This is a genomic window from Cardinium endosymbiont cBtQ1 of Bemisia tabaci (assembly GCF_000689375.1).
Classification (GTDB): Bacteria; Bacteroidota; Bacteroidia; order Cytophagales; family Amoebophilaceae; genus Cardinium.
This window is the reverse complement of record NZ_CBQZ010000001.1, coordinates 79,724-92,129: the sequence shown is the minus strand read 5'-3', so window position 1 is coordinate 92,129 and position 12,406 is coordinate 79,724. Positions and strand designations below refer to the sequence as shown.

The following is a 12,406-nucleotide window of genomic DNA, read 5'->3' as shown; positions in this document are numbered from 1 at the left end:
AGACGACAAGGGGGAAAACTATACAAAATCAAACAGAGACGCGACAGCCCCAATAAAATTCCTAAAAATTTGTCTTAAAAATGAGTCCACTACCGATTTAAAAATGCGTTAAGGTTGAACGATCCATAGATTGATGGAAGTCCCCAACGGCACCTTGGTGGCTGGCATAGGGTTTTGTTGTATCACGCTACCGATGGGTGCGTCACGCTTTTTAAGATGATGCACCACACCTATCCGCATGCCTTGCTCTAATAATGTGACATGTGCTTCTTCTAAAGCCATTGCTCTTACATCTGGTACTTCAATAATTTGTTCACCTAATCCAGCGCCAACGACTAAGTCAATAGTTGATCCCTTATGAATAGATTTTCCAGCAGGTATAGGATGGTGATCATGCCATTGTTCCAAAACAGCATATTTTGTAATGTCAGGGACATATTTGATGTTACCTAACTTTAGTCCTTTGTTCTTTAGGAGAAGTTGAGCCTGCCTAATAGAACCCTCAATAAGGTGGGGCATAGATACAAGTGGAGGATTTTCTGCATTTAAGGTTAAATAGATCTTTCGTTTTGGCTTTACCCAACCACCTGCTGCTGGAAATTGTTGCAAAACAGTAAAAGGGGGTAGTTCTGCTGCGTAACTGCTGTTGTCTGTTATAATGTAACGCAAATCGTATTTGCTGAGTGCTCCATCCAATGCTTCTAAAGGCATACCCGTTAGATCAGGTACTTGAACCATTTTACCTTGATGGGTAATATAAGGCAATGCTATATAAAAAAATATATATAGCATACTGATAAACAAGCAAAATATGTAAATAAGATGTTGTAATATCTTTATTGGCTTTTTTTTATGCATCTATCTAAGCTTAGCGTTTCTGTAGAACCCGCAAAATTTCTTTTGGTCCATCCATATTGGATAATGGCATGTATAAAATCAAATGGTGTATAACCGTTTAAAGCACATTGGTGAAAAATACAGGTAGCTGGTGTCATAGCAGGCAGTGCATTGATTTCAATAATCCATACCTCTATTTTTTGATGGGGATAGATTTTTACAAAAGCATCTATTCTGGCATAACCTTGTATATTTAAAACCCTTGCTATATTTGCGAGTTCACGCTTGACCCTTTTGCTGATTATAGCAGCTACTTTGGCATTATGATCAAAGCGTGCTGGGGTAATATTGTGGCCTTCCCCTGCTAAGAATTTTTCTTCTAATGAAAGTATGGCATCTACTGCTACCGTTTCTGAGGGTTCAAATAGTTCATATAAGGTTTTACCATTATGATCTATATGGGTTAGTAACCCTGTTGTAGTTTCTAAACAGGCCAATGCTGCTTGATCTTTTTCAATCAGTGCCTCTAGTAGAATTTTTTTTTGTTGGGGAATATAGTCTGCTACTTGTAACCCCAAGGTTTGCATCACTTCGTCAGACATTAATGGTTTACTTCTAAAAGCAGCAGATGCATAAGCAGTCAACATAGCACTATTGGCAATGCGCATGACCCCTGCACTGCAACCATCATCTACAGGTTTGGCAATAATTGGATAGGTAAACAGATTGGCTACAGTATGGATCGTAATAAGCTGATCATCATCCCAATCTTTTTGGGTAACCAGAAGCTGTTGTGCAACCTGAAAGCCTTTTTTAGCTAAAAATTGATTGGTTGCATATTTATCGATCGTTAAAGCCGTAGTAGCTATACCAGATCCGTTGTAAGGTATATCATACTTTTCTAGTATCTTTTGCAGGGTTCCATCTTCTCCAGGCCTACCATGCAAAGCGATAAAAACAAAATCTATTCTTTCTTTTAAAGCAGAAAAGGTAACCTCTTCTGGGCTAAAAATAGCATCTTTTGCATAATTTTTAGTGATGGAAGCGGCTTCTTGTCTTATAGCGGTTAATAATGCTTCTGCTGCTCTAAATTTAGTTCGATGTAAAAGCGCATCGTGCACATCATCTGCATTATCTTTTAACAATAGCGCAGCAGGTAGTATAAAAATCCGATAGGCCTCCGTAGAGCCAGATAGAAAAAGGGGAAGTGCCTCGTATTGGTTAGAGGCAGCTAATTTACTGTAGATATTCCGCCCACTTTCTAATGAGACATGCCGTTCGGGTGTAAACCCACCCATTAGTACACCTATTTTTTTATGCATCTTTTTCATTCCATCTGCTAGATGGCAAAAACCATCTATTCCACTTTACTGATCTCATAACGTCAATCCTGGATTAGAAAGTAAAAAAGCTCCTTGGTAGTTGAAATTTGAGGATTTAAAACAAGTAACCAAATTACCAAAGGAGCCGATTGTGAATCTATTAAAATTAGTTGAAATATATTACGCTGTTGATGAATTTTTAAGAAATTTGTTCCCTGTAGGGAACAAATGGTTAAATGTATAAATGAAAAGCACCTCTTATTGGATTATCCCATAAACGCATCATGTTGCAACAGATAAAATTTTTTAAAATGTCTATTTTAGCTTATTTTTGATCTTCTAAATCAAATTTTTCATCATACATAACACAATGAACAGATATAAAATAAAATCCTTCCTTTTTTCTGCCCTTTGGGGTATGGCTGTTTTAAATAGTGGCGGCGCATCTTGTTCTAAGGAAAAAAAACTAAAAGACCTAACAGACCAGGAATTGATTCAAAACCTTCAAGAAACTATGAAAGAATGCCTGAGTAGGGAGGGATCTCGACAAGGCGCATCAGAAAAAGAGATCGAGGATAATATAAAAATTATAGAGGAAAAATTCAAGTCGGATTTCGACGCTTTCCAAAAAAGATGAATAGACATATCTGTTCAAAACTGTGGTAAAAATCTGTTTTTTGAAACAGTTACAAGGCGTTTTTTAGCGTAAAAGCTCAACTTTTGTAATGAAATTCATTAAAAAGTTAGAAAAAACGCCTTTTCTACCACAGTGCTGAACAACTACCACTTACCGCTGAAAAAACAGTATTCGTCCCTCTAGTTCCTTTAATGTTAATCAACTGTTTTTCTTTTTATCTGTAAACCAATGTATTTACACAGAGCTTTTTTATTTCAATAATATGGACAGATGGCTAAACAGATGCCGTCCTATTGCCCAAAACAAAGCTTAGTCACGCCAGCCTCTTTTTGTACTCCTACAGCTAACGGCAGTTCGTCTTTAAACAGTGGATTGCTTTGGTCCTTTATAAGTGACTGGTAGATCAAATCAGCAACGCTATTCATAGCTTCTGTTTGGGCTGGAAAGGGTGCCATCACGTAGAGCCGTTCCGCTGCTCTTGTAAAAGCAACATAAAGTAAATTTAGGTTATCTAGATGGATTTGCATCTGTTCCAAATAGTAGGCTTTGGCGTAATGGGTTTCTTTTAAATCTACCCCATAGCTTATAGGCCATATAGGAAAATGAGCAGATTGGGCTTGGTCAACAGACCATAAAATGGGTCCATTTTGTGGTGGATGATCCAAATGCCAATTGCAAAAAGGGATAATGACTACTTTAAATGCAAGTCCTTTAGATTGGTGGATGGTCATTACTTTAATCACATTTTCATGATGACTTGTAGGCAATGGTATGGCACGTCCTCTCTTTTCCCACCAAACCAAAAAGTCTGCTATAGAATCAGATTTTGTAAGACTAAAATTTAAAACAACACTTTGAAAAAAAGATAAAACATCTGCAAAATCAGAAGGATTTTTAAATAAAGAGGTGATCAGTAGCGCTACACAAGGATAGACAGATAGATTTTTTAAAAAGTCTTTTTGTGCCCAAAATGGCTGGGGGAATAAATTTTTAATGGAAGTTGCATCTACTACCCTATAAAATCTATCGTGATCTCCAATGGCTAGATCATGGTGCAGACAATGCCAATAGGCCTGCACCCAGGCTGCTTTATTGATTAGATCATCCTCATCATTAAGATAATATAATGAATGGATCAATACTTTTACCGCTATATGGCTCCATAAAGCATAAGCATGATCCGATCGTACCTCATAGCGACCAGTGGTATGGCTGGTTTGCCAGCCATTGGTTATCAAAGCGGCTTCACTATTATTGCGCACCAATAGGACAATATCGTTTGCTGGGATCTCTTCTTTTTGCAACTGTTCTAGCAGATCCATACAGCTTTTTTGTGCATGGACTTTAAAATCCATAGGATCACCTGCTCTATCTGTTTGGTCAGAGGGAAACAGGTACAATCCTACATGGCCTCCTTTTTGCCCATTGGTTTGTTGGACCACATCGCCATAGGCCCGTCTCATTTGGGCCCACTCATATGACAATGCATCAATAGGATGAAAATTAGCGCTGCTTTCAAGGTAGTCAACCAACCGGTTGGCAGCTGTTTTAAAGAAATAATTATTAAATAATACAATAGCCTCTTGGCTGCGCCTATTGGTAGTTAAATAATGAAGGGTACTTTCCTTAAACTCTCCTTCTACTTGATGGTTCAAAAGTTTCCAATTGCTGCCACGCCAACGGTAAATAGATTGCTTGACATCTCCTACTAATAGACTACTATAGCCTTGGGCCAGGCTATTACGCAACAATGGTTTGATATTCATCCATTGAAAAAGAGAAAGATCTTGAAATTCATCTATCAGAAAATGATGAAATGAATGGCCTGTCTTTCGGTATAAAAAGGAAGCATCGCTTTCCTGAATGGCTTGGTAAAGCAAGGTAGAAATATCTGACATAAAAGAGACATTGTTTTTAGATCGATATCGTTCCAACCCTATGAGCAATGCGCCTATCATGCCAAAAGCATAGGTAAAACGGGCAGCTACTAGCGCTGTTCTATAGGCTAACCCGTCTCTTTCATACAAATCTATAGCCTCTACAAGTAAAGGATGGAGCAATTGCTCCACTACCCTACCAAGGGCATTGTGTTTTTTTTCGCTGTACCAGCTGGTTAGATCATCTTTTGCTATAACAGCTCGTTTGGTTGGCGTAAATCCTTTCTTGCTAGCCAATTTTAAAAAATAACCTATTACCCCTTTGGTACCATAGGTAAAGTCTATCGGTACAAGGTTCTCTTGGTGCAATATGGTCAAGGCAGCTTGACCAATTTTTTGCATGCTTCGTTCGAAGGAATCGACACATGCTTGTGTAGCCAACACAAAGTGGGGCCATGCTTTTTGTTGCTGAAAAGCCCTTAATAATGGCTTTTCATATAGCTTAAATGATTCATTAAAAAGTGATGTACCCAGCTCCTGAATGTTGCTTCTAATATTCCAGCTTTTACCAACCAATAGTTTCGTAAGGGCAAAATCTACCATCCATTGTTGCAAGAATGGATCATCTAAGGTAAATAGCTCTTCTACGGTCTGTTTTAAAGCCAATCGTTCATCCATTTCAACCGAGAAATGGTGCTGTAAACCGAGTACTTTAGCAAAGGACTGAATCATTCTATGGAAGAAACGATCAATCGTAGTAACCGCGCAATCACCATAGTGATAAACCATCATCGATAATACTTCCTTGCTGCGCACCTGCAGCTGAGTAGAGGTCCATCCTTCCTGGTATAGTGTTTCTTGTAAAACGGTTGCTTCGCCAATAGATAAGCTATACAAATAGGCTAAAATGCGTTGCTTCATCTCTTGGGTAGCACGATTGGTAAAGGTTACCGCTAAAATATTCTTAAAAGCATCTGGATAACGCAAAGCCCACTGAATATAACGGGTTACCAATATATGGGTTTTACCAGCACCTGCAGAAGCACGATAAATAGCCAATTCAGCCATAACATTTCCTTTAACAAACAACTAGATGAATAACTTGCATATATTGCTTTGATCTGTTCAAAAGATGGCTATACTGGTTCCGTTCAATTAGACCGGTAACAGTAGGCTTTTGTATACTGCAAAATACCCTTCGTTATATTGATCATCATTTTGCACCCAAGGCAACTCGTTTTTTTTAAATAAGTCTTCAAATTCAACTGCATCAAGTGCTTCGCCACGCAATACCAGATCAGAATAATCCATAGCAAATTGAATAATGTTTCGAAACCCACCAAGGGTCAAGGATAGTGCATCTTCCCGTGCAATACCTATCTTTTCTATCCTTTCTGCCAGAAAGGGAAAATGGTGCGAGAAAGTATTATTATAAATCGTAAAAATAAGCTTAGCTTGTGTAAAAAGAGGATGATCTTGATAGAGTTTTTTCCAAAAAATAGGTATAAGCGCCGTTATCCAATCATGACAATGTACAATATCCGCTTGCCACTCTAATTTTTTAAGCGTTTCCATTACACCCATACAGAAAAAAATCATACGCAAGTCATTGTCCTCAAAAAAATTATTATTTTGGTCCTTAAAAACCGATCTTCTACTGCCAAATAGGTCGTTGTTGTCTACAAAATAGACCTGTAACCGCGTATTAGGTATCGTGCTTACTTTTACAGAAATGGAATGATCTACATCATTTACTGACACAATAGAACCTGATAAACGCAATACTTCATGTAGTCTATTCATGCGATCATTGATGGTACCAAATTTAGGTACTACAATCCGTACGTCTATCTGTTTGCTTTGCATGGCTTCAGGTAGCTTGCGTACACAACTTGATACAAGGGAAGTTTCCAAAAAAGGAGCTATTTCACTTGCTACATATAGTATCCTTTGTAGAGACATCATGGAAGATACTTTTGAAGGTCAGATTAGAACAAGCATATTAGCAAACTAGCTCTAAATATAATGTTTTTTCTTTTTTTTAAACAACTCATGTTCAATATTTTTTATTTTAATCTCTTATGAATGTACATAGATTGGTACAATTTAAGACGGTTGCAATAGACTGACAGTATAATTCTTGTTAATTTTATAGATTTGCTTTTTGTTATTTTTCATATTGTAGGGAACAGGGTTAGTAATGGTATTATGTATTGAAAGTTAATTTGATTAACTTTAGAGAAGGGGAAACTTTATACCAAGTAAGTATATATACGGGACATAATCATTTTTTTAATATTTAGTTCAATTTTAAAACCTAAGCAATGGAAAAAAACAGAAAAATTTTATTAAAAAGTACGGTAACATATGCTTCTATAGCATCTCTTGTAGTTGCATGCTTTGATCAAAGTAGACAAAGACCTCTTTTAATGGGAAACAGGGATAGCAAAAAAATAAAAAGCTATGCAAATATAACGAATCAAAATAATAAACGATTGAAGAAAGACTAAGCCCAATCCTTAGATGTTTATATAAAAACAAAACAGACCAAATCTGTTTTAGCAGATACATATGAAGCGTCTAATAACCAAAAATATATTGATCTTGATCTATCTCAGCAGATGCTAGATAATGTAAACAGCGAGACAAGTACATCAGATTCTATTGCATTAACAAAAACAGCTCTACATTCAACCGACGGACTAGAAAAAACAGCCCCTACAATAGAAAATAATCAAGAAGAGTCTATGTATATGGACATTATTGATTACAAACCTCAGCCTATTTCTGATGAGCCTAATAGTAACTATTCCACTGATAACGAACCTATTTATGAAGAAGTTATTGATACAGAGTCCTATTATGAAACGCCGCGGAGCAATAGCAACCACCCAAAGCATACTGATCAAAAGTTCCCGATATATCTAGCACAAGCGGATAAAAATGAAGCGCACATTTATGAAAATGGAAGCTGTACTAATCAATATGAAGAACCTATTTATGAAGAAATAGATTCGATAAGCGAACCGAAAAATAATAAAAATGAAAAGCTTAGTGATCAAAATAGATCACCAGTATCTAAAAAACAGGTCAAGAATATTAGGGATATTTTCAAAACAGTTCTTAAACATATAACCTAAAATCTACTTTCAATTTTAAGGTTCTGTGGCGTATATATATTTATTTGTTATAGAGATCCCCTTGATTCTGTATCTTTTATTCTTATCCATTGAGAAATGTATAAGCAATAAAATTACCCAGATAATTTATTTTTATAACGCAGATAATATCCGTAAGAAACAAAGGCCACAGAACCTTTAAGTCCAGCAAACTGGTTTATTCACCTCCACATTCCCTGATTCCTTCTAAAATGCTACTTTCTTGTAGAGACTGCTCTGCTGGATCTTGAATCGGTAGATCCGTATTACAATCATTTAAATTTGGAGATCCTCCATTTATCCAAGCCGTTAACCAGAAGTTGCCTACTTCTTTAATAACCTGAACTCTGGATTAGATTTTCATATTTGCGTATAAAGAAGCTCCTTTGAGTTTTAAATTTAGGTGATTGAAAATTACCTCTAAAAACTAAAGGAGCCAATTATGAATGTAGACAAATTAGTAGAAATATATTATATTGTAGATGAGTTTTTAATAAAATTTATGCCTTATATGGAGAAAAAGCTGTTAACAGAGCCCACAAGAAAACCCACTAGAACTTGTTCTCTTAACTTAAGCGAAATAATGACTATACTAATTGCTTTTCATCTAATAGGTTTTAGAAATTTTAAGATGTATTATATTCATTTAGAGCAATTTCACTCAAGTGAGTTTAGAACATTAGTGAGCTATAATAGATTCATATCACTAGTAAAAAGAACGTTAGTTCCTATGTATTTCTTTACGCATAGTCTTTCTAAGACAAGAACAGGTTGTTATTTTATAGATTCAACAGCCATTAAAGTTTGTAAGGTACAAAGGGCTTGTTCTAACAAAGTATTTAAATCAATAGCTACTAAAGGTAAAACAACGACTGGCTGGTTTTTTGGGTTCAAGTTACATTTGATTGTAAATGATTTAGGTGAAATTATGAATTTTACACTTACCCCAGGTAGGGTCAAGGATAGATTCCCTGCAAAAAGTTTATGCAAAAATTTAATCGGTAAAGTATTCTCGGATAAAGGCTATATCAGCAAAGAATTATTTGAAAAACTTATGGAAAAAGGAATAGAGCTCATTACCCATATCAAGAAAAATATGAAAAATGCTTTTATGACATTATGGGATAAATTAATGCTTCGAAAGAGATCCATCATTGAAACCATTATCGATCAGCTTAAAAATATTAGCCAAATAGAACACTCTAGACACAGAAGCATACCTAATTTTATTGTCAATTTAATAGCTGGTATTACTGCTTATGGGCTAAAAGAGAAAAAACCGGCTATAGCTAATATATATACAACTGGTTTACAATAATTCTAATCCAGAGTTCAGGTTAATAGACTGTTGCAAACGTACTTCAATCTGTCCTTGTAGTGCTTGATGGTAGATCGTAGCAAATGCAACTGAATATTCTTTTTTGAGTAGCGGACCATCTTGTTCAAAACTATATTTTGCTACCATAGGATATTTTGCTGAAAGCTCCTTTTCTAGATTGAGTACTTCTTGAACCAATTCATGAGATGCTAATACAATATCCCAAATATGGCTTAATAGATCTTTTATATAAACAGCCTGTCCGACAAAAAGATTATAGCTATCAAAAAATAAAATAGGGAGGCGGGTTTCCCATAAAGCATGAATCCCTTCTTGGTTCGTCATCTGTCCATTATAGTTTTCTGTAGTGTGTAAGGGAACATGCGCATCGGCAATATAGTGGCCTAAATCTGCTGATTTTTTTAGAATTTTAGCGATATCCTTATCCCTAAAAGCCTCTGTTAATTCTTTGTGTACATGGAGTATAGCCCAAGGGAGTTGACCATGTGTCTCTACCACTTTAGCACCATACCTTTCGACAGCTTGCTCCAATAAAAGCTTTTGCCGATCTAATAGAATAGCCTCGTAATGCTCCATATCTATAAAGTGTTTTAAGGCTTCACCTTTGACCACATATCTACATTTATCTGGATTTATAGACTTTTCGGTTAAAAATGTGAGATGTGCTTTATAAAAAGCAAACATAGCTGGTGGTAGCGTAGTAATAGCATAGCGATTAATCTACTTATGTGCAAAAAAACCCCAAGACCAACCTTCTAAAGGAAGAAAAAAGGTCAACCAAAACCAATGAATGGTTTGACTAGATACCAAAAATTGCTTTTTCATTTTCTAAACAAGAAAATTTTAATACACCCATCAAATGGGAGAATCTACTCGATTATAGTAATGCAATCTTAATTGTATTATCATTAAATGATTAATTTAACCTCATAAACTTTTAATCTAATAAACGTACCATAATATAACCTAATTTGTGTAATGCGTAGTGGTTGTTACACCAAATATAGGATTAGTTCTTGCTTTTTATAATCGGACAAAAAAGGTATAGCCCCCCCTACGAACCACATCACTAAGTCAATTTAATACGCATTGCTTCTCGTACCATTTCCATGGTTTCTTTTGCCAATTGAGCTGCTTTTGCAGTACCATGATGTAGGATTTCTTTTACCATTCTAATATCTAAACAATTCCTTTTTTCTCTGATTGGTGCCAAAAAAAGTTGTAAACTATCGTTTAAGATATTTTTAATGACTACATCACCTAGCCCTCCGCGCCTATAGTGGGCTTTTAAGGAGGAAATAGCTTCTTGATCAGTATGAAAAGCATCCAAATAAGCAAATACAACATTGCCTTCTACACGACCAGGATGGCTGGCTTTAATATGATCAGGGTCTGTATACATTTGAAAGACTTTTTGTTTGATCATTTCTGGTGGATCGGAGAGCGCAATGGCATTGCCCAATGATTTACTGCACTTGGATTTACCATCTATACCTACTAACCTAGATGTTTTACTTAGAACTGCTTTACATTCTTTTAAGGCTTGGGTACGATAGATTCTATTAAAGCGTCTAACAATTTCATTGGTCTGTTCAATCATAGGCAACTGATCATCGCCAACAGGTACCCATTCTGCTTGAAATAGCGTAATGTCTGCCGCTTGACTAATCGGATAACAGAGAAACCCTAGCGGCATGGCTTCATGGTATCCTTTTTGGTGCATTTCATGTTTTACAGTGGGGTTTCTGCTTAATCTGCTCAAAGTAACAAGATTTAGGTAATAGATCGTTAATTCTGCAATTTCTGGTATGCGCGATTGAATGAAAATAGTTGTCTGGTTGGGATCAATGCCAACACTTAAGTAATCCTTTACAACTTCAATAATATGTTTGGTAATTTTTTCTGGATGATCAAAATGATCTGTTAAAGCCTGTAGATCTGCCACTAAGATGTACTGGTCGTATGCATGTTGTAATTGGATTCTGTTCTGTAAGGAGCCTATGTAATGACCTAAGTGGAGGTTACCAGTTGGTCTATCACCGGTTAAAATTTTTTGTTTCATACTTTGGGTAGACATAATGGAAGAACGCTTTATCCAATTTTGGCCTTATATAGGCCATGTAATATATATAACCAAAGGCTACAAAAAAGTCCTTCAATATGCATCATAACGATTAATACTGTACATATGATAATGAACAAATAGCGCGCTCGATTCGCTTGAAAAGACAACCCTTGAAATTTTAAAGCTATAAATGGAATATTGGCAACCAATAGATAAGAAAGTAGTATTGTTAATAAAGGCAATACCATCGGCTGGGTTAAACCATTTACCAAAAAGGGATAAAGGGAACGCTCTAGCATTATAGGCAATATAGCTATTAGCATGGCATTAGCAGGTGTAGGGAGCCCTATAAATTGACCTACTTGTCTGGGATCTACATTAAACTTAGATAGCCTAAGCGCAGAAAAAATAATGATTAACAAAGCGAAATAAGGACGATATGGACAAGTTTCATAGGTTTTAATCAACATATAGCAGATTGCTCCAGGTACCATGCCAAAAGTAATAAGATCTGCCAATGTATCTAATTGCTTACCAAAGGACGATTGCGCACGTAGTATTTTAGCAGCAAAACCATCTAAAAAATCAAAAAAAGCACCTAGAAATATACTGTAAGCAGCATATATCAAATGGCCATTTAGCGCCAATAAGGTACCTACCGCACCGATGCTTAGGTTTAAAAGCGATAAGCAATTGGGAATATGTTTTTTCATATTTGCATTCATTTAAATAAAGGACGACGTAATGTCTATTCATTAGACTCTTTCCATTATAGCACCAACTGAAATTTAAATATAATTAATTTATGATCTATATTAAAAATGTCAATTCGGGATGGCTTTGTTGCATGAATAGGGTTAATTTTTTTCTTTGGGATTTTTTGCATTTTTTCCATTTCCTAGCCTAGATTTTTTAAATGGTCCATATATTTTAGTGCACCATTTCTATCTACAGGGGCATCTTAACTGGCTTAGTGTTAAATTTCTTAATGCATAAAGCCAACACTATTTTAGTCTTTGCTGACAAACTAAAATGGCCAATTTTATTGCTTCCCATTTGAAGCCCTGCGTTTAATCTTATAAAAAATTAAATACTAGGAGATAAAATTAATATTTTGTCTCCTAGTGCTTTAGTCTAGTACACTTTTTTATGTTCCATCCGCTTGTGTAAA

General features: G+C 35.8%; 10 protein-coding genes. 3 read left to right on the top strand and 7 right to left on the bottom strand.

Going from position 1 to position 12,406, the window contains the following annotated elements; translation table 11 throughout:
* Positions 1-108 precede the first annotated feature (108 nt).
* Together CHV_RS00405 and CHV_RS00400 are read right to left on the bottom strand one after the other, a co-directional pair.
* Positions 109-792, bottom strand: a complete 684-nt coding sequence (locus CHV_RS00405) for a PASTA domain-containing protein (protein WP_165393834.1) — start codon at positions 790-792, stop codon at positions 109-111.
* Positions 793-836: 44 nt separating this feature from the next.
* Positions 837-2,168: a D-alanine--D-alanine ligase family protein gene (locus CHV_RS00400; RefSeq protein ID WP_223245653.1), complete on the bottom strand. Its 1,332-nt coding sequence runs from the start codon at positions 2,166-2,168 to the stop codon at positions 837-839.
* Between the two features lie 409 nt (positions 2,169-2,577).
* On the opposite strand from CHV_RS00400, the gene CHV_RS00395 reads away from it, so the two are divergent.
* Positions 2,578-2,796 carry a hypothetical protein gene (locus tag CHV_RS00395; RefSeq protein WP_034576339.1) on the top strand — a complete coding sequence of 73 codons (219 nt, stop codon included), beginning with the start codon at positions 2,578-2,580 and terminating at the stop codon, positions 2,794-2,796.
* A 290-nt stretch (positions 2,797-3,086) separates the two neighbouring features.
* On the opposite strand, the gene CHV_RS00390 is transcribed toward CHV_RS00395, so the two are convergent.
* Together CHV_RS00390 and CHV_RS00385 are read right to left on the bottom strand one after the other, a co-directional pair.
* Positions 3,087-5,762, bottom strand: a complete 2,676-nt coding sequence (locus CHV_RS00390) for a UvrD-helicase domain-containing protein (RefSeq protein WP_130721356.1) — start codon at positions 5,760-5,762, stop codon at positions 3,087-3,089.
* Between the two features lie 66 nt (positions 5,763-5,828).
* A complete protein-coding gene (locus CHV_RS00385) occupies positions 5,829-6,638 on the bottom strand; it encodes a glycogen/starch synthase (protein ID WP_084303068.1) in 810 nt (269 codons plus the stop codon).
* A gap of 656 nt (positions 6,639-7,294) precedes the next feature.
* On the opposite strand from CHV_RS00385, the gene CHV_RS00375 reads away from it, so the two are divergent.
* Together CHV_RS00375 and CHV_RS00370 are read left to right on the top strand one after the other, a co-directional pair.
* Positions 7,295-7,813, top strand: coding sequence for a hypothetical protein (locus CHV_RS00375; RefSeq protein WP_034576331.1), 519 nt, complete (start codon positions 7,295-7,297; stop codon positions 7,811-7,813).
* A gap of 460 nt (positions 7,814-8,273) precedes the next feature.
* Positions 8,274-9,149 (top strand): IS982-like element ISCca1 family transposase, encoded by an 876-nt coding sequence (locus tag CHV_RS00370; RefSeq protein WP_034576329.1) that lies wholly within the window; start codon positions 8,274-8,276, stop codon positions 9,147-9,149.
* Here CHV_RS00370 and CHV_RS00365 read toward each other — a convergent pair.
* The 3 genes from CHV_RS00365 to pssA all read right to left on the bottom strand — a co-directional run bounded on the left by CHV_RS00365 (position 9,141) and on the right by pssA (position 11,948).
* On the bottom strand, positions 9,141-9,854 hold the full coding sequence (locus tag CHV_RS00365; protein WP_051602105.1) for a zinc dependent phospholipase C family protein: 714 nt from the start codon (positions 9,852-9,854) through the stop codon (positions 9,141-9,143). The genes CHV_RS00370 and CHV_RS00365 overlap by 9 nt on opposite strands.
* 385 nt (positions 9,855-10,239) lie before the next feature.
* Complete coding sequence (gene trpS / locus CHV_RS00360) at positions 10,240-11,232, bottom strand: tryptophan--tRNA ligase (RefSeq protein ID WP_034577013.1); 993 nt, start codon at positions 11,230-11,232, stop codon at positions 10,240-10,242.
* Positions 11,233-11,261: 29 nt separating this feature from the next.
* On the bottom strand, positions 11,262-11,948 hold the full coding sequence (pssA, locus tag CHV_RS00355; protein WP_223245652.1) for a CDP-diacylglycerol--serine O-phosphatidyltransferase: 687 nt from the start codon (positions 11,946-11,948) through the stop codon (positions 11,262-11,264).
* Between the last annotated feature and the right edge of the window lie 458 nt (positions 11,949-12,406).